16 protein-coding genes are annotated in these 18,219 nt (G+C 64.5%); 6 read left to right on the top strand and 10 right to left on the bottom strand.

What is annotated here, in order from left to right; all coding sequences use genetic code 11:
* Positions 1-36: 36 nt before the first annotated feature.
* The gene (locus S4A8_RS02770) at positions 37-825 is read right to left on the bottom strand and encodes a cytochrome c oxidase assembly protein (RefSeq protein WP_353218949.1); all 789 of its coding nucleotides are present in this window, start codon (positions 823-825) and stop codon (positions 37-39) included.
* Entirely contained in the window at positions 822-1,286 is a 465-nt protein-coding gene (locus S4A8_RS02765; protein WP_353218948.1) for a DUF2243 domain-containing protein, read from the bottom strand. Before S4A8_RS02765 ends, S4A8_RS02770 begins: the two co-directional genes overlap by 4 nt.
* Positions 1,287-1,503: 217 nt before the next feature.
* On the opposite strand from S4A8_RS02765, the gene ectA reads away from it, so the two are divergent.
* Entirely contained in the window at positions 1,504-2,031 is a 528-nt protein-coding gene (ectA, locus tag S4A8_RS02760) for a diaminobutyrate acetyltransferase (RefSeq protein WP_353218947.1), read from the top strand.
* On the opposite strand, the gene S4A8_RS02755 is transcribed toward ectA, so the two are convergent.
* From S4A8_RS02755 to S4A8_RS02745, 3 genes are read right to left on the bottom strand one after another with little or no spacing between them, the layout of a single operon-like run.
* Positions 2,028-3,443: an amidase gene (locus S4A8_RS02755; RefSeq protein WP_353218946.1), complete on the bottom strand. Its 1,416-nt coding sequence runs from the start codon at positions 3,441-3,443 to the stop codon at positions 2,028-2,030. The genes ectA and S4A8_RS02755 overlap by 4 nt on opposite strands.
* Positions 3,444-3,485: 42 nt before the next feature.
* A complete protein-coding gene (locus S4A8_RS02750; RefSeq protein ID WP_353218945.1) occupies positions 3,486-5,501 on the bottom strand; it encodes a CocE/NonD family hydrolase in 2,016 nt (671 codons plus the stop codon).
* Between the two features lie 28 nt (positions 5,502-5,529).
* Positions 5,530-6,834 carry an ATP-grasp domain-containing protein gene (locus S4A8_RS02745; RefSeq protein ID WP_353218944.1) on the bottom strand — a complete coding sequence of 435 codons (1,305 nt, stop codon included), beginning with the start codon at positions 6,832-6,834 and terminating at the stop codon, positions 5,530-5,532.
* 339 nt (positions 6,835-7,173) lie between these two features.
* Here S4A8_RS02745 and S4A8_RS02740 point away from each other — a divergent pair, with 339 nt between their 5' ends.
* The 3 genes from S4A8_RS02740 to S4A8_RS02730 all read left to right on the top strand — a co-directional run bounded on the left by S4A8_RS02740 (position 7,174) and on the right by S4A8_RS02730 (position 9,675).
* Positions 7,174-7,686 (top strand): CinA family protein, encoded by a 513-nt coding sequence (locus S4A8_RS02740; protein ID WP_353218943.1) that lies wholly within the window; start codon positions 7,174-7,176, stop codon positions 7,684-7,686.
* A 22-nt stretch (positions 7,687-7,708) separates the two neighbouring features.
* Positions 7,709-8,536: an NAD(+) synthase gene (gene nadE / locus S4A8_RS02735; RefSeq protein ID WP_353218942.1), complete on the top strand. Its 828-nt coding sequence runs from the start codon at positions 7,709-7,711 to the stop codon at positions 8,534-8,536.
* 134 nt (positions 8,537-8,670) lie between these two features.
* Entirely contained in the window at positions 8,671-9,675 is a 1,005-nt protein-coding gene (locus S4A8_RS02730; protein ID WP_353218941.1) for an Ldh family oxidoreductase, read from the top strand.
* A 56-nt stretch (positions 9,676-9,731) separates the two neighbouring features.
* Here the strand turns inward: S4A8_RS02730 and S4A8_RS02725 are convergent, their stop codons facing one another.
* The 5 genes from S4A8_RS02725 to S4A8_RS02705 all read right to left on the bottom strand — a co-directional run bounded on the left by S4A8_RS02725 (position 9,732) and on the right by S4A8_RS02705 (position 15,429).
* Positions 9,732-10,667 (bottom strand): LysR substrate-binding domain-containing protein, encoded by a 936-nt coding sequence (locus S4A8_RS02725; RefSeq protein ID WP_353218940.1) that lies wholly within the window; start codon positions 10,665-10,667, stop codon positions 9,732-9,734.
* A gap of 43 nt (positions 10,668-10,710) precedes the next feature.
* Entirely contained in the window at positions 10,711-11,559 is an 849-nt protein-coding gene (locus tag S4A8_RS02720) for an alpha/beta fold hydrolase (RefSeq protein WP_353218939.1), read from the bottom strand.
* 17 nt (positions 11,560-11,576) lie between these two features.
* Positions 11,577-12,785 carry a 3-oxoadipyl-CoA thiolase gene (gene pcaF, locus S4A8_RS02715; protein ID WP_353218938.1) on the bottom strand — a complete coding sequence of 403 codons (1,209 nt, stop codon included), beginning with the start codon at positions 12,783-12,785 and terminating at the stop codon, positions 11,577-11,579.
* A gap of 520 nt (positions 12,786-13,305) precedes the next feature.
* Positions 13,306-14,106 (bottom strand): IclR family transcriptional regulator domain-containing protein, encoded by an 801-nt coding sequence (locus S4A8_RS02710; protein WP_293623917.1) that lies wholly within the window; start codon positions 14,104-14,106, stop codon positions 13,306-13,308.
* Between the two features lie 114 nt (positions 14,107-14,220).
* Complete coding sequence (locus S4A8_RS02705; RefSeq protein WP_353218937.1) at positions 14,221-15,429, bottom strand: cyclic di-GMP phosphodiesterase; 1,209 nt, start codon at positions 15,427-15,429, stop codon at positions 14,221-14,223.
* Positions 15,430-15,866: 437 nt separating this feature from the next.
* Between S4A8_RS02705 and S4A8_RS02700 the strand changes: the two genes are divergently transcribed.
* Together S4A8_RS02700 and S4A8_RS02695 are read left to right on the top strand one after the other, a co-directional pair.
* On the top strand, positions 15,867-17,561 hold the full coding sequence (locus S4A8_RS02700) for an L-lactate permease (protein WP_353218936.1): 1,695 nt from the start codon (positions 15,867-15,869) through the stop codon (positions 17,559-17,561).
* Positions 17,562-17,694: 133 nt separating this feature from the next.
* Complete coding sequence (locus S4A8_RS02695) at positions 17,695-18,102, top strand: GlcG/HbpS family heme-binding protein (protein WP_353218935.1); 408 nt, start codon at positions 17,695-17,697, stop codon at positions 18,100-18,102.
* Positions 18,103-18,219 lie beyond the last annotated feature (117 nt).

Below are 18,219 nucleotides of genomic sequence, written 5' to 3'. Positions count from 1 at the left end.
ACGGAGTGACGCGTGGCCGGCACGGCGCCCGGCGCATCAGCAACGGGTGGGCGTACGTGTTCGCTTTGTGCCGATCCCGCCCTGGCTACGGCGGGCCGGCGCGCGCGGTCTGAAGCAGGCGGCAAAGAAGGCAATCGCCATGGCGATCGCGGCCAGGTCGCCGCCGTAGTACATCAGTTCTGCTGCCAAGCGCCGCTGATCGAGCGTGCTCGCCGAATCGAGCGGATAGCCGTGCAGATACATGTACTTCGACAGGGCGCCGTGCAGCGCCATTGCCAGGAAGAACACGAGCAAGCGCAGGCGTAGCCCGGGGCGGTGTGGGGCCGGGTCCGGCCCGACGATCGACCATACGAACAGACAGCCGGCGAGCAGAAAGTGCAGGTGCAGCAGCGTGCCCGCCCACGCTGTGTCGTGCATGAAGCCGTAGAGCGGGGTGAGATAGAGCACGAACATGGCGCCGATATCCAGCAGCGCGGCGCTGACCGGATGGACAAGCGTGCGCACCGGTATGCTGGCGAGCAGACGCACCAGGGTACGGCCGGCGCGCTGCGGCAGCACGCGTAGCGCCAGGGTGACGGGCGCGGCCAGCACCAGCCCGACCGGGGCATACATGCCGAGCATGAGGTGCTGGATCATATGGCCTTCAATACGGGCATGGCCAAAATGCATCATGGGCGGGCTGAGTGCGATCAGGGCCAGCGCGGCGCCCGCCAGCCAGCTTAGCCCCCGTCGCAGCGCCCATTCGTTTCGACAGGCGTACCAGGCCCGACCATAGGCCAGAGTCGCCGCGCAGACGCCCGCGACGAGCAACGCATGCGCGATCACTGGTGGGCGCTGTGTCGCCGCGCGTTGCGCAGGGCGAGCATGCCCGCCACGAGTATGAGCAGGCCGGCGCCGATCCATGCCACGTCGTAAGGCCAGACGGGGTCGACATAGCGCACCTGATGCAGGCCGAGGATCTTGTGGTCGACCACGCCGTCGAAGATCTGGAACCCACCCGCACCGAGCAAAAGGGCGGCTTTGAAATGCCGGGGCGCGAACTGCTGCGCCTGCAACAGCGAGCGGGCGATAAACGCGCCGGCCACCAGGAACAGCAGCTCGCCGGCATGCAGCAGACCGTCGGAAAACAGCGCGAAGGCGCCCGAGCGCGCGTCGACGAAGTGGTGCCAGGCCAGCAGCTGGTGGAACACGATCTCGTCGATCGCTGCCATCAGCCCGATGCCGATCAGCAGGCCGGATTGGAGCGTGGCACGGGTATTGACGCGGGTCTGTTCAAAAGCGGACATCGCGCGGCCTTGAACGAAAAATGACGGCCCGAGGCTAGGCCGGCACGCCGCCACGAACAATCCGCAATTTCCGCATGCGGTTGCGTCGCGCTGCGTTGGCCATCGATACCGTAATCGACCCCCGACGCCCCGGTGGCTACCGTTACGTACTTCTACTCAAGGAGGAAACGCGGTCTGGGTTTTAGCATGGCGCCAGATTCCAAACGGCGATAACGCAATGAGCGACGAAACGCTGGTTCTTCGCGAACCCGATGTAAACGACGGCGCGCGGCTGCACGGTTTCGTGCGGGCGCTGCATCCGCTGGCCGAGAACTCGGTCTACTGCAATATCCTGCAGTGCACCCATTTCTCGGAAACCACCGTGGTCGCCGAACGCGGCGGGCAGATCGTCGGCTTCGTAAGCGGCTATCTGCATCCGAAGAAGGCGAACACCTATTTTTTATGGCAGGTGGGCGTGCATGCCGAGGGGCGGGGTGTAGGCCTGCCGCTGCGCATGATTCAGGCCGTGCTGGCGCGACCGGTCTGTGCCCATGTCACGACCCTCGAAGCCACGGTGACGGCGAGCAACAGCGCCTCGCAGGGGCTGTTCCGACGCCTGGCCCAGGCCGAGGCCGCGCAGTGCCACGTGACCCCGGATTACCTGGAAGCTACCCACTTCGGCCCTGACAACGTCTATCCGGAAGAACTGTTCACGGTCACGCCGCTATCGACACCGGGCCGCGGCCAGGCAAGCGACGACGCTTAGCCCAGACGTGGTGCCCGGTCGGTGAGCGGATGGGTCTGCTGTAGTACGCGCCCGGCGCGCATCACGAGATGATCTGCATGGCGGGCGCCGACGAACTGGGCGCCGATCGGGCGCTCGCCGTCACCGAAGCCGCAGGGCACGGTGATTGCCGGCTGGCCGCTCATGTTCCAGGGCCAGGCGAACACTGCCCAGCTGGTCCAGCGCTCGTGCGGCCAATCGGCCGGTACTTCGCGTCCGGCCTCGAAGGGCAGTACGGGCGCGGTCGGACAAAGCACGAGATCGTAGTCGCGATGAAAATCGCTCATGCGCTGCATCAGCGCGACCCGTTCGCTGTCGGCGGCCAGATAATCGGCCGCGCTGGCCTGTAGATAGCGTTTGACCATTGGCTGCAGGGGCGCATCCAGCGTTTCGATCTGGGCGGCGCTCCAGTTCCGGGCCATGACCGCCGTCTCGGTGAAGAACAGCTGGTGGTAGCTGTCGCGCAGCGAGCCCGTATCCGGATGGATGGGCGGATCGGTACGCACCACGCGCGCACCGTGGCTGGCCAGCAGGTCCGCGCAATGTTCGAGCGCGGCCGCGATCTGCGGATCCACGTCGACATCGAAACCCAGCGCCGGGCTGAAGGCAATACGCAGGCCGCGGATGTCGCCGGCCATGGCACGGTCGGAGCGGCTTTCGTCGCCGCCGTGCTGGGGCGTACTCGGATCACTTTCGGTAATGACGTCGATCAGCGTAGCGGCGTCCTGAACCGTACGGGTGATCGGCCCGCGCTCGGTGAGCTTGTCGTGGTGGCTGCCGGGCAGGGTGGGCGCATGGCCATGCGATGGCTTGAAGCCCACCGCGCCACAAAAGCTGGCCGGGATGCGTATCGAGCCGCCGGTATCGGCGCCGAGCGCGACCGGGGTGACGCCTGCGGCCACCGCCGCGGCACTGCCGCCGCTCGAGCCACCGCAGGTCATGTTCGTGTTCCAGGGGTTGCGGGTGATGCCCGTCAGCGGCGAATCGGTGACCGCTTTCCAGCCGAATTCCGGTGTAGTGGTCTTGCCGGCGGGCACGAAGCCATGGCGTCGACAGGCCGCGACCGTGGGTGCATCGAAGGTCTTGGCCTGGCTGCCGGTGAGTTTGGAGCCGTCGCGGGTCGGCCAGCCGATCATGTCGAAGGCGTCTTTCACCGCCACGGGCAAACCGTCGATCCGGCCCATGGGCTGGCCGCTGCGGTAGCGCTCGTCGGCGGCTGCCGCGGCATCCCGGGTAGCGCGTTCGTCGATATGACAGAAGGCGTTGAGCCGGTCATCGACCTGTTCGATACGCTGCAGCGCGCAGTCGGCCAGCGTTGTCGCACTGACCTCACGCCGGGCCAGGCGCGCCAGCATATCGGTCGCAGTCAGGCGGATGTAGTCATCGATTTGCATAGCTGTTTCGGGTCGTCCAAATCTGCGTAGCGCGTGCTCGCATCAAACGCCGTTGCGCGCGATCGTTCGATTCCAGTTGTTCGAGTAGACGCGACGCCCGTCTTCGTAGGCGTCGAGCTCGGCGTGCACGTGAAAATCCTTGCTGTCCGCGGTGAGCACGGTGCGGGTACGCGTGTAGACCGACCAGCCTTCGCGTTCGAGCGTGCGATGCGCCACGACTTCCGCGCTGGGCGAGCCGAAATCGCCGGTGCGAAAGCTGTAGTACTCGCGCGTATCGTCGGCGACGGTCAGATCGGCGTCGGCGATGTGATAGCGCCCGCCGTCCTTGATGACCTCGAGCGTCGACTCGTTGCTGTCGAGATCGCGATGCACCAGCCAGCGCTGCTGACCCTGGGTGAGTTGTTCGACGTCGAGCTTGGGTACGTCGCGCGGCGCATCGAAGGCAATATCGGCGTCGCTCGCCTGGCGCTCGCGTTCGGGCAGGCGCAGCCGCGAGTTCTCGGTATGAATCGTCAGCCGGGTGGACTGCGCCGGCGGCCAGGCCAGTGGGTAGTAGGAGCAGGACACGCTCAGGCGCAGGCAGTGGCCGGCCGCGATGATCTGGCCCAGCTCGTTGCATTGCACCGATACGCGATAGCGTTTGCCTGGCTCGAGTTCCTCGACCCGGTCATGGCCGTTTCGATGGGTGAGGTTGAGCAGCCCATAGGTACAACGCGTGGCGCTGCCGTCCGGGGCAACGTCGGACAGACGCACCGCGACCATGCCGGTCGGCTGATTGCAGGACAACTCCAGTTCGACCACCGGCGCGCCAAGCATTTCGAAGTCCTGCTCGAACAGCTCGGTATCGAACACCAGGGCGCCGCCGTCTTCCTCGCGCTGATCGTGGGGCAGGTCGGGGCCGGCGGCATAGGAGCACCATTTGCCGGCGAACAGGCCCACGCTCAGCGGCGACTCGACATCGTGGTGGCCGACTTCGGGATTGTCGAAGTTCTCGGTCAGCAGATCGGGTTCGAGCTGGTAGACGCGTTCATCGCGCTGCGGCGGCCACTGGCTTTCGCCGGCCCAGTAGCCGGGGCGGAAGCTGTAGCTGCCCGAGGGCGGAATGCTCTCCTGCATCCAGGCCCGCAGGGCCGGCTGGTTTTCCACGCCGTTGTCGACGTTCTTGATCCAGCGATCGCACCAGCGCAGCACTTCGCCCTGGAAATCGATGGCCGGCCCAGGCACGCCCTGGTGCGGATACTTGTGGCTCCAGGGGCCGACCAGCCCCTGGGTGGGCACGTCCAGATTGTCGAGCAGGCGGAATACGGAGTTGGTGTAACCGTCCGCCCAGCCGCTCACCGCCAGCACCGGGCATTGGACCGAGGAGAAATCCTCGCAGATCGAGCCGTGGCGCCAGAAGTCGTCACGCGTCTGGTGGGCCAGCCACTTCTCCAGCCACAGGCCACTGCCTTCCAGGCGCTTGAACCACAGGTCGCGCCACTGCTCGCCGACCAGCTGCGGGTCCGGCGGCAGGGAGTTGAAAGCGAACATTACCGAGGCCCAGGACAGGTTGTCGCCCAGCAGGCAGCCGCCCATGTAATGAACGTCGTCGGCATAGCGATCGTCGGTCGAGCACACGCTGATGACGGCCTTCAACGCCTCGGGCTGGCGGGCAGCGACCTGCAGCCCGTTGAAGCCGCCCCAGGAAATACCGATCATCGCGACGCTGCCGTCACACCACGGCTGCTTGGCCAACCATTCGATGATCTCCACGCCGTCCTGGAGTTCGAGCTCGAGATATTCGTCTTCGAGCACGCCTTCCGAGTCGCCGCTGCCGCGCAGGTCCACGCGCACGCCGGCATAGCCGTTGTCGGCAAATACCGGGTGCATGGTTTCGTCGCGCGAGCGGGTGAAGTCACGCTTGCGATAGGGGATGTACTCGAGGATCGCCGGCACCGGTTGGCTCTCGGCGTCGTCGGGCAGCCAGATACGGGCTGCCAGATGGGTGCCGTCGCTCATCGGAATGGTGGTGTGCTCGATGACGCGGTGATGGGCCTCGTGTGCCGCTAGATCGCTCATGTAGTTCGCTTGTTCGACGTCGTGAATGTCAGTCGTAGTTGGTCTCGACCTTACGCGAGAACCGATACCCGAGGATATGCATGGCCTCGTGGAAATACGTGCTCAAGTCGTCGTAGTTGTCCGCGCCCAGGAACAGGTCGCCCAGCTCGAAACTGTAGCTGTCCTGGTTGGGCAGATCCTCGAGCTGCATGCCTTCGCTGACATGGCTTTTGAACATCGCATGCGGAAAGCGCTCGCGCAGACGCTCGATATCCTTCTGGCCGGGGACGCGGGTCACGCGCGCGCTGTCGTAGACACGCGGCATGAATTTGGCCGAATAGTTGTACGGGCCGCCGCCGTTGGGGAAGTTGGGCTGCTTGCCCATGGCCACGTCGATAGCCACTTCGTGGTGCGATGCGCCCTCGACCAGATAGAACAGCGGCGAGTGCGACTTCGAGATCCGTGCGTTGACCTCGAGCAGCTTGAGATCGTCGCGTTCTTCGTCCCAGAGGAATTCGATGTTGAATGGCGTATTGTCCAGCCCGATATGGGTGGCCAGCTCGCAGGACTTTTGGCGCAAGTGATCGAGCACGTCATCCGGCAGGTTCGACGGATACACATAGCCCGTGAAGCTCGAACCGCCCGGGGCACGCAGCGAATCGATCACGCCGTAGACATGGGCCTCGCCGTTCTGCACATAGCCTTCGACGGTGCAGCCACGACCGGCGATGATGCCTTCGGCCACGCAATAGCGACCGCGCAACAGCGCGCGCTGATCACTCAGCGTCGCCCGCTGGCTGAAGGCCTCGAAGGGCTCGGCGAACTTGCCGATGCCCTGACGGATTTCGCGCAGCGCATGGCGCAGGTCTTCGCGGCCGTCGATACGAAAGCCCAGCGTGCTCGAAAACGCGACCACCGGCTTGAGCCAGAACGGATAGGGCAGCGGCGGATCGTCGAGCAGCGCATCGTCCTCTGGATCGACCAGGGCGAAGGGCGGTGTGAGCTCGGGCGCGACTTCCGATGTCGCCAGGCGCGTGCCGTATTTGTTCTCGCACATCAGCGCGGCCTTGAGCGAGGGCGTGACATGCCCGGCCCGGTCGCGCAGGATCGGCAACAGGCTGGTGGTGGGAAAATCCCAGTGGCCGACAATGGCCTGCAAGCCGCCCGGCACGTCGTCCATGCCGTTCTGCGCGTCGTGGATGAAATCCTCGACCGGATATTTTTCCGGATTCACGATCTGGTCGTAGTCGATCAGGCCGGAGAAGTTGTAGCGCTCGGCGTCGCGCACCGTGCGCAGCATGTCGAGGTTGAAGTCATCGAGACCGATGACTGCGATGTTTTGTTCGTCGTCCATGGTTCGGCAGGTCTCCGAGTAGTCGAATCTGGGGACAGCGCGGTGTTCGAGCGCACGATTTCGAGGGCGCGCCAGCGATCACCATCGCTGTGAAAAACTGGACAAGGAGCGCGACCCTAGAAGCCATAACCGGGGTAGAACTATCCGTAATTCCACCCGCAACAGCCTTGGGCCCCAGTCAAAATCGCCCGCGCCGGTGCTGGTCGCGGCGGTGCGGCACGAGGCAAGGCCTCGTCGTCACGGACTGCGTATCTAGTCAAAAGCACGGACGGACGACAGGCCCGGTCGGGTATAGCGTGTAGCGCTCTATTTGAAAGCAGCCCGAGTCGGAGTCTCGCCATGGACCGTATCGAGGACATTGCCAACTTTTTGCTGCGCAACGAGATCAAGCTCGCGAGCGCCGAATCCTGCACCGCCGGGCTGATGGTGTCGGAACTCGCCCGCGTACCCGGCAGCGGCCAGGCCATCGACTGTGGCCTGGCGGTCTATTCGCCGCAGGCCAAAAATCGGTATCTGGACGTCGATTATGAATTGATCGACGAACACGGACTCACCAGCGAAGCGGTGGCCGATGCCATGGTCGCGGGCGCGATCGATAACAACGATGCGAATGCGGCCGTCGCCAATACGGGTATTGCCGGGCCGGCCCCCGGGCCGAACGGACTGCCGCCGGGCACCGTCTGCATGGCCTGGGCGATTCGTCGCGGCGATACCATTCACCGCTTTACCGAGACCCGCTATTTCGAAGGCGAACGCAACGAGGTACGGCGCGGCGCAGCGCACTACGGGTTGCAGCGGCTGGTGTTTTATTTCGACGAAGTCTTTTCCGGACACAACCCCTCGGCGGCATAGCCGGACAACCAAGGAGTAGCCCATGGATACGCACACACGAACGACCCAGCGCGACATCATCGAGGCGCTGGATGTCTCCCCTCGTATTGACGGCGAACAGGAAGTCGAACGCCGTATCGATTTTCTTGCCAGCTATCTGCGCGATAACGGGTTGAAGGCCCTGGTGCTTGGCATCAGTGGCGGTGTCGATTCCACCATCGGTGGGCGTCTGAGCCAGTTGGCCGTCGAACGCGCCCGGGCAGCGGGTGCCGATGCGCGTTTTTATGCGGTGCGCCTGCCGCACGGCGAGCAGGACGATGCCGACGATGCGCAGACGGCGATCGATTTCATCCGGCCCGACGAAGTGCTCGACGTGAATATCGAAGCGCCCACGCGCGGTATGCGCCAAGCACTCGAAAACAGCGAACTGAACTTCGACGACGCGCATCAGGAAGACTTCGTGCTGGGTAACGTCAAGGCGCGTCAGCGCATGGTCGTTCAGTACGCGATCGCCAGCCGACATCAGGGCCTGGTGGTGGGCACCGATCAGGCGGCCGAAGCGGTGATGGGCTTTTTCACCAAATTCGGCGACGGCGCGGCCGACGTCACGCCGCTGTTTGGTCTGAACAAGCGCCAGGTACGCGCACTCGGCGAAATCCTGGCCGCGCCCAATGCGTTGGTACACAAACAGCCGACCGCGGACCTCGAGTCGCTCCAGCCGCAGCGCCCGGATGAAGAGGTTTTTGGCGTGAGTTACGATGAGATCGACACCTTCCTCGAAGGCGGCGACGTCAGCGAGCAGGCGTTTCGTACCATCGTCGAAGCCTACGAGGCCACGGCGCACAAACGCGCGCTGCCCGCTGCCCCCTGATGGCGTAGCGCGTTTCGATGATCGCCGGCCACGGGCCCCGCAGCCGGCGATCGCCGGTCCGGGCGCCGGCACGCGTCGCCGCGGCGTGCCTGACGCGCTAGACTCCGCGTCCCGAATCCCTGAGCGAAAACACGATGGCCGATACGGTCGAACTGGGCCTTGACGAGGTCGACACCCTGGCCCGGCAGGTGCTCGAGCGCAACGGCTTTGCGCCCGCGCATGTCGCGGCGATAGCCGATCTGCTCGTACGTGCCCAGTACGATGAATGTCAGTCGCACGGCCTGTATCGACTGCTGGGCATGGTCGCGGCGCGCGAACAGGGCGTAGTGGCCGGCGATACCCTGCCCACGGTTCACGATCAGGCGCCGGCGATCGTCAAGGTGGATGCCCACGGCGGTTTTTCGCCGCTGGCCTTCGAATGGGGCCTGCCGAGCCTGGTTGCGAAAGCGCGCCAGAACGGCCTGGCCGCGATGGCCATCAATCACTGCTTTCACTTCACCGCGCTCTGGCCGGAGGTCGAACGTATCGCCGAACAGGGGCTGGTCGGGCTGGCGATGACGCCCAGTCACAGCTGGGTGGCGCCGCATGGCGGCATTCGTGGCCTGCTGGGCACCAATCCGCTGGCGTTTGCCTGGCCGCGAGCCAATGCACCGGCCTATGTCTTCGATTTCGCCACCAGTGCCGTCGCGCGCGGCGAAATCGAACTGCGTCATCGCAGCCACGAGCCGCTGGAGCCCGGCTGGGCGCTGGACGCCCAAGGCCAGCCGACGTGCGATGCCGAGACCGCGCTCGCCGGCGCGATGCAGACCTTCGGTGGCCACAAAGGCTCGGCGCTGGCGACGATGATCGAACTGTTGGCCGGGCCGTTGATCGATGATCTCACCAGCGCCCAGTCGCAGGCCTGGGACGCGGGTCGCGGCGCGCCACCGTATCACGGCGAACTCGTGCTCGCCCTGGATGCCCGAATGTTTGGCGGCGCGATCGATGCCGAGGGCGCCGAGCGTCTGTTCGCAGGGTTCATCGAACAGGGCGCACGCCTACCGTCACAGCGTCGTCGCGCGGCACGCGAACGCAGCTATGCCAACGGCTATGTCACCCTCAATGCGGCGTTGGTGCAGGAATTGCGGGCGCTGGCCTGACGGTCAGCCGTCTGGCATGACGGTGACGCTCACGACCTGTAGCAAGCCGTCGCCTGTTACGTCGGCGCCGGGATACCGTAGCCGGCGGCGATCTCGCGCAGACAGGCCCGAAAACACTGGACTGCGCGTGGCATGGGCTGGCTGGTGTTTACCGCATAGCCAACCGAGCCGCCGCGTGTTTCGATCGGCTCGGCAAGCCGTACCATGGTGCCCGCGGCAAGCGGCTCACGCGCGGTATCCAGTGGCGTGATCCAGACGGCGTCCGAGAGCAGTACATAGCGGCTGCACAAGGCCAGGGACAGGGTTTCGATGACCAGGCGGGCCGGGGTGGCCGCGCGCTCCACCCAGTACCGTTCGAGTTGTTCGCGCAGGGTCGTGCCACGTGGCGGGACCACCCAGGGATAGTCCATGATGGCGTTGCCGGCGGGCGGCGGCTCGGCGCTCGGCTGGAGCAGGGGATGCTCGCGACGCACCACTGCGATCATCGGTTCGTGATAGAGATGCTCAAACATCAGGTCGCGAATCTCTTCGGCTTCGCTGAGCCGGCCCATCACCATATCCAGCTCGCCCAGCCGCAGTCGCGCCAGCAGTCCGGCACTGGTGCCGGTATCCACTTGCACGCACAGATGCGGATGGCGCTGGTGCAGCGCCTGCAGGACCTCGGGGAGCAGGCCGCCTTCGACATTGGACAGTGCGCCCAGGCGTATCACGCTCTCGGCATTGTCCTCGCGAATGGCATCGATGCCTTCTTCCAGCGAGCGCAGGGCAGGCGCGGCATGGCGCAACAGCGTGCGCCCGGCCGGGGTCAGCCGGACGCCGCGTGGCAATCGCTCGAACAGCTTGACGCCCAGGCTGTCTTCGAGCTCGCGAATCGTTTTCGAGATGCCGGGTTGGGTGATCGACAGGGCTTCGGCTGCGGCCTTGATTCGTCCAAGCCGTGCGACCTGCTGAAACGTCACCAGATGACGCAGCTTGATCGGTGAATGAATCATGATGGCTTGCCCCTCGATCGGCAGTTATCGATACACGATACGCTTAGCGCGGGTCGGCCACGCCCGAGCCGGTTTCGCGGGCCCGCTTGTCGTCCGGCGGCGAGGGATCATGCTCACCACAGGCGCTGCACAGTGCTTCGCTAAACGCCGCGCTATCTTCGACCGACGGTACGTGGGCGACGTGATCGAGTGTGATCAGGCGTGCGCTGTGCAGTTCTTCGGCCAGTGCCTGCAGGGTGGCGATCGGGGTGGCCGGGTCTTCGGCGCCGGCGATGAGCGCTACCGGGGCCTCGACGCCCGCGAGTTGGCCGCGAAAATCGGTTTCGGCGAGTAGTTCGCATAGCCGTGCATAGCTTTCATCGTCGGTACGTGCGAGCTGGATGGTCCAGCCCGCCAGACTTGCGGGTCGGGCCTGCTTGTAGGTGTCGGCGAACCAGCGCTGCGAGAGTTCGGGCGCGATCTGTGCCAGCCCTTCGTCGCGAACGCGCGTAGCGCGTGTATGCCAGGCCTCGGGCTGGCCGATCGTCGCACCGGTATTGGTGAGCACCGCGCAAGACAGCAGCGCCGGGGTATCGAGCAGCAGTGCCTGGCCGATCACCCCGCCAATCGAAGTGCCCACGAAGGCACAGCGCTCGATGTGCAGATGCGCCAGCAGGGCCTGTGCATCGGCAGCCAGATCATGCGCACTGACCGGGCGGGTGAGGCCCGCGCTGTTTCCGTGGCCGGGCAGATCCCAGGCGATACAGCGCCAGCGCCCGCGCAGTCGTGTCGTCACCTCGGTCCAGACCTGACGCGACATGCCCAGCGGGTGGGCAAACAGCATCGCCGGCAGGTCGGCTTCGCCGCTATCGTCGTAGCCGATGGTGCGGCCGTTGCACTCGACAAATGCCATGGCGAGCCCCGCCTGCTCTAGACGCGTTCGATGACGGTGGCGATGCCCTGACCGACACCGATACACATCGTGCACAACGCATAGCGGGCATCGGTGCGCGCCATTTCGTGCAGCGCGGCACTGACGATACGTACGCCGGACATGCCCAGCGGATGGCCGATGGCGATCGCGCCGCCGTTGGGGTTCACATGCGGGGCATCGTCGGGTACGCCCAGTTCGCGCAGACAGGCCAGCGACTGGCTGGCAAAGGCTTCGTTGAGCTCGATGATGTCCATTTGGTCGATCGACAGACCGAGACGATCGAGCAGCTTGCGCGAGGCATGGACGGGGCCCATGCCCATGATGCGTGGCTCGACCCCGGCCGTGGCCATGCCCAGAATACGGGCCTTCGGCTGCAGGTCGAACTGCTTGATCGCGTCCTCGCCGGCCACCAGCAGCGCACCGGCGCCGTCGTTCACGCCCGAAGCGTTGCCTGCGGTTACGGTGCCGTTGTTACGAAACGGGGTCGGCAGCTTGGCCAGTTTTTCCAGGGTGGTGTTCGCCCGCGGGTGTTCGTCGGTATCGAACACGATCGGGTCGGCCTTGCGCTGCGGGATCTCGATCGGCGTGATTTCTTCGGCCAGACGCCCGGCCTGGCGCGCGGCTTCGGCTTTCTGCTGCGAGCGCAGGGCAAAGGCGTCCTGATCCTCGCGGGAGACCTTGTACTGCTCGGAGACGTTCTCGCCGGTTTCGGGCATCGAGTCGATGCCGTACCACTGCTTCATCAGCGGATTGACGAAGCGCCAGCCGATGGTGGTGTCTTCGAGAATCTGCTGACGGCTGTAGGCGGATTCGGCCTTGGCCAGCACGTAGGGCGCGCGCGACATGGATTCCACGCCGCCGGCGAGCATCAGTTTCGTTTCGCCGGCACGGATAGCGCGGGCCGCGGTGCCGATCGCATCCATGCTCGAGCCACACAGACGATTGATGGTCGAACCGGGCACGCTGGTGGGAAGTCCGGCCAGCAGGCTGCTCATGCGCGCGACATTGCGGTTGTCTTCGCCGGCCTGGTTGGCACAGCCGATGAGGACATCGTCGATCGCGGCCGGATCGAGATTCGGCGTCTGGGCAATCACGGCCTTGATGATATGCGCGAGCATATCGTCCGGACGTACGCTGGCCAGGGTGCCGCCAAAGCGGCCGACCGCGGTACGCGCGGGATGACAGAGATAGACGGCGTTGGACATGTTCGATTCTCGTTGTGATCTACTCGAATAAAGACGTACGCGCGCAAGCGCCGTGCGGGCAGTGGTACGCCGGCCGGCGCCGTATCCGGGCGCTATGGCCGGTGTGGACATGCCACGCGCACGAGGGCGCCCGCGCGACCGCAGGCTCAGTCAGACCTGCGGTTCGCTTTGCGAACGTGCGTTTGCATTGCGAATAACCTAATCGTTGTGCTGTGCCGGCGTCAACGCGGGAGAGCTTCGCCGCCCGTTCAGGCGGCACGCGCCATACGTTCACATCGCGTTCCACTGGGGGCGTAAGTGTTCGCCCCGAGCTGCTTGGCTGTGGCGCGCCTTGTCGGCGGCAAGCGCAGGCGTGCCAGCAACGATGTCTGATAAGGCGCGGCCGTCGTCAGCGCGCCCGGGTGAGGAAAGGGATGGCCCGCTTGCCGGTGTCAGCGCCAGTGCCGCGCCCGATCGAACCTATCGCGACCGCCGCGGCTTCGAACGCCGTGGCGCTGACTGCTGCGCTGTTTTCGGTGGGCTAGCTGACCTGACGGGCGATTTGTTCGCAGGTGTGCTGCAGTAACGGCAGAAAGCGTTCTTCGAGCGTCTTGCGCTCCACGCGCGCTGCATTGGTGCTGATATTGATCGCGCCCAGCAACAGGCCGTGCATGTTGTAGACGGGCACGGCGAGCGAACGCAGGCCGGATTCGAGCTCCTGATCGACGATACAGAACCCTTGTTCCCGGGCCGTGTCTACTTCGACGCGTAGTGCGTCGATATCAGTGATCGTACATGGCGTATAGGCGGTGAGTTCGAGATCGGCGAGCACGGCCTCCAGTTGCGGGCGATCCAGTGTCGCCAGCAGCATGCGCCCCATCGAGGTTGCGGCGGCCGGGAGCTGGGTGCCCACCGCAAGGGCGATCGTCATCAACCGATGCGGGGCTGCCGAACGGGCAACATAGATGACGTTTGCGCCCTGGAGCACGCCCATCGACGAGGATTCGCCCGTTTCTTGCGTTACGTGTTCCAGGTGCTGGCGGATCACGTGCTGGTAATTATTGGCCGACAGAAACGCATAGCCGAGTTCGAGCGTTTTCGGCGCCAGCTCGAAATAACGCGCCTGGCGTCGGACATAGCCAAGCCCATGCAAGGTGAGCAGAAAGCGGCGTGCTTTGGCGCGGTTCATGCCCGTGCGCGTGGCGACTTCGCTGAGCGTCATGCGCGGGTGATCGGTATCGAATGCGCGAATCACCTCCAGGCCGGTGGCCAGCGCGGTTACGAAGTCGCGGTGGTCGGGGGCGAGCCCGGTCGGGTTGTCGTCACTGGAATCGGCTGGCACGTGTCAGGTCGGTCGCTCGGGAATAGATGATCCGAGTGTAGCAACGAAAACACCTGTTCGCATCGCGAACATGGCGCATTGTGTCAATTATTTGGCGCAGGTACGGGCCGTAGCTTATCCGCTCCAGGCCGAGGCGTAATCGTCGATATCCACGCCGTATGCGCCATTGGCCAGAGTGCGCACGATACGGAAATTGGGAAAGCGATTGAGATCGCGCACCCGCTGGGGAAAATAGCGGCGTTTTCGGTGGTCGAGCACTACCAGCATCAGTGGCCGTTTCTGGCCCGGATCGCCGGGCACGACAAAGCCGACTTCGCCGGTGTTGAGTTCGATCAGGCTACCCACCGGGTAGGCGCCGAGCGTGTGTACGAACCGGTCCAGCAGCGCCGGGTTGAAGTCCCCCTGGCTGCGGCTCATGAGCTTCATTACTTCGCCGGGCGAACGGCTTTGCTGATAGACACGGTCGCTGGTCATGGCGTCGTACACATCGGCGATCGCCACGATCTGGGCGTAGTAGGAAATCTCGTCGCCTTTCAGACCGCCGGGATAGCCGCGACCGTTCATGCGCTCGTGGTGCTCGAGTACGATGCGCAGGCTATCGCGCGACAGCTGCGAGCCCTGTTCGAGCAGTTGTACGCCATACTGCGGATGCTGCTTGACCACCTCGAATTCGGCGGTCGACAGACGCGCAGGCTTATGGAGGATATCCATCGGCACTTTCATCTTGCCGATATCGTGCAATAGCGCGCCCACGCCCATTTCCTCGACCTCGGCTTCGGGCTCGCCCATGGTCGTGGCCAGCGCGACGGAGAGCATGCAGACGTTCATGCTGTGCAGGGCGGTGTACTCGTCGCGATTCTTGAGATTGGTGAACCACACCAGTGCATCCGGATTGCGCGATACGCTGGCCATCATCTGGACCACGAGTTCGCGTGCATCGCCTTCGTCCACGGCATGACCGGCGCGGGCATCGGCCTGGATCGAGCGCACGAAATCCCGGGCCTGTTCGCGAATGAGCCGCGCCTGGGCGAGTTCGGCGCTGAAACTCTGGGGCGACCGGCTGTAGACCGCGGCCGGCGCGAGCCCGCGCCGGGAGAAGCCGGCTGGCTCCGGGCGTGCCGGCAGCGGTATGCGATTGGGCTTCGGTGGCGCCGAGATATAGACATATTCGACTTGCCGACTCAGGCGTTCGATATCGGCGCGTGACTTGATATGCACGCCTTCGAGCGGATAGTCCGTCTCCAGCCAGGGGCGATCCAGTGCCTCCACGTACATGCCGGGTTCCAGCTCGGTGACCGGTATCTTTTTGGCATAACGCAGCATGCAGGGACGAAACCTCGATCGGCGATCACGCCATTCTAGGCGCTCGCAGGCCTTCTTGCGACGCTGTATCGGTCTATCTTGCCGCGGTGAAAGCACTTTGCGTCGGTGACCCGGCAGCTGGGCCGGGTATCCGGCTGGTCTGCGCAGGTTTGGCTCGCGGCGGGGCGAGGCTGAATCGTCAATTGGTCTTATGTGCCGAACGCTTGTGCGGTCTGCGGGTGGCAGGCGGACACGCCGAAAGCCCAGCCGGAAAGCGGCCCGGCGGGTATGACGACCCCAAGCCGATCGCGACGCGGACTGGGCGATGGCAGTGCTCGGCGATAATGAATTGTCGTTTCACGAACAACATGATTAGCTTGGCAGCTGTCTCGCGCCGGGGGTGAACAGGGAGCCGGCCGGCGCGTGCATCTCGTATTACTTTTGCAGGGGATAGGTGCATGGTTTCTTTGACGATGTCGCTGCTCGCGTTCGTCCCGCTGGTGCTGGCCGGCGTGTTGTTGATTGGTTTCAGGTTTCAGGCGCGCACCGCGATGCCGGTGGTGTTCATCGTGACCGTGCTCATTGCCTTGCTGGCCTGGGATATGAGTGTCACCCGGGTGGTGGCCTCCAGCCTGCAGGGGCTGATGCTCACGATCTCGATTCTGTGGATCATCTTCGGCGCGATCCTGCTGCTCAATACGCTCAAGCATTCCGGTGGTATCGCGGCGATTCGTAATGGCTTTTCCGGCATCAGTCCGGATCGGCGTATTCAGGCGATCATCGTTGCCTGGCTGTTCGGCTGCTTTATCGAAGGCGCTTCGGGTTTTGGTACCCCGGCAGCGGTCGCCGCGCCGCTGATGGTGGCGTTGGGTTTTCCGGCGCTGGCAGCGGTGGTCGTGGGCATGATGATTCAGTCCACGCCGGTGTCCTTTGGCGCGGTGGGCACGCCGATCATCGTCGGTGTGGCCGGCGGGCTGCACAAGGATCAGATTTCCGAGCAGCTGACGGCCAACGGTTCGGACTGGGCCAGCTATTTCCAGCTGATCACCTCCGAAGTGTCCATCACCCATGCGATCTGCGGCATTCTCATGCCGTTGATCATGGTCACGGTCATGGCCCGTTTCTTTGGCGAGCGCAAGTCCTGGAGCGACGGTCTGGAAGTCGCGCCGTTCGCGCTATTCGCCGGGGTGAGCTTCGTCGTGCCCTATGCACTGGCCGGCATCTTTCTGGGACCGGAGTTTCCGTCCATGATCGGCGCCATGGTGGGCTTGGCGATCGTGGTACCGGCGGCCCGTCGCGGTTTTCTGATTCCGTCCCAGCCCTGGGATTTCCCGAATGAAAGCCAGTGGCCGGCCGAATGGGTCGGCAATATGGAGATCAAGGCCGATCATGTGGCCGGGCGCACGCCGCTCACGCCCACGATGGGCTGGGCGCCGTATGTATTGCTGGCGATCCTGCTGGTGATCTCGCGCACCGTGGAGCCGATCACCAACGCGCTCAAGGCGGTGGCGATCAGCTGGAGCGATATCCTCGGTCAGGCCGGTATTTCGGGTTCGATTCAGCCGTTGTATCTGCCCGGTGGCATCATCTGTATGGCCGTGCTGATCACCTTCTTTCTGCACCGCATGCGTGGTGGCGCCATGGGCGCGGCGTTCAAGGAATCCACCAACACGATTCTGGGTGCTGGTTTCGTGCTCATCTTCACGATTCCGATGGTGCGTATTCTCATCAACTCGGGCGTGAACGGTTCGGATCTGGTGTCCATGCCGGTGGCCATGGCCCAACTGGTGGCCGACGGCGTGGGTCATATCTATCCGCTGTTCGCGCCGGCCGTGGGTGCTCTGGGTGCCTTCATCGCCGGTTCGAATACGGTGTCGAACCTCATGCTCAGCGACTTCCAGTTCAACGTGGCCGCCACGCTGGGACTGTCGACCGCGATGATGGTCGCGCTGCAGGCCGTCGGTGCGGCTGCCGGCAACATGATCGCGATCCACAACGTGGTCGCGGCGTCGGCTACGGTCGGGCTGCTCGGGCGTGAAGGCACGACCCTGCGCAAGACGCTGTTGCCCACGCTCTACTACTGCGTGCTTAGTGGCGTGATCGGTCTGATCGCGTTCTATGGCATCGGCGTGGTCGACGGCTTGATGAACTAGATCGTCGACCGTCGCGAGAGAACGGCCCGCTCCGGCGGGCCGTTTTCGTTTGTCACGCCGTTCGCCGAGCGCTTGAATACAGCGTTTATAGTAGTGGCTGTCACAACATCCATTTAATGATCGGGATATGCCCATGAAACAGAAATCCGTTATCACCCTCGACGATGCCCACGCCATTCTCGACGCGGCCCAGAAGGAAGCCGAGAGCCAGGGCTGGAACGTGGCGATCGCGGTCGTCGACGACGGCGGCCATCTCGTGGCACTGCGCCGCCTTGATGGCTGTGCGCCGATGGGCAGCTATGTGGCGACCGAAAAAGCGCGCAGTGCGGCACTGGGTGGCAAGGAAACCCAGGCATTCGAAGACATGATCAACGGCGGCCGTGCAGCGTTTCTATCGGTGCCGGAACTCAAGGCCACGATGACCGGCGGCGTGCCCGTCATGGTCGACGGCCAGCTCGCCGGCGCGGTCGGCGTATCCGGCGTCAAGCCCGACCAGGACGCACAGACCGCCAAGGCGGGTGTGGCCGCGGTCACCGGCTGATCACGCGGGACGCGCTACGATACAAGGCGTGGGCTGCGGCCCGCGCCTTTTTTATGGTTCATCGCGGATCAGCGGGACGGTAGGTAAAGAAGCGGCGACGCTTCGCATATAGAGTTG

It is taken from the genome of Salinisphaera sp. S4-8 (assembly GCF_040361235.1).
Taxonomy (GTDB): domain Bacteria; phylum Pseudomonadota; class Gammaproteobacteria; order Nevskiales; family Salinisphaeraceae; genus Salinisphaera.
The sequence above is the reverse complement of the archived record's forward strand: the minus strand, read 5'-3'. Positions and strand labels throughout refer to the sequence as shown.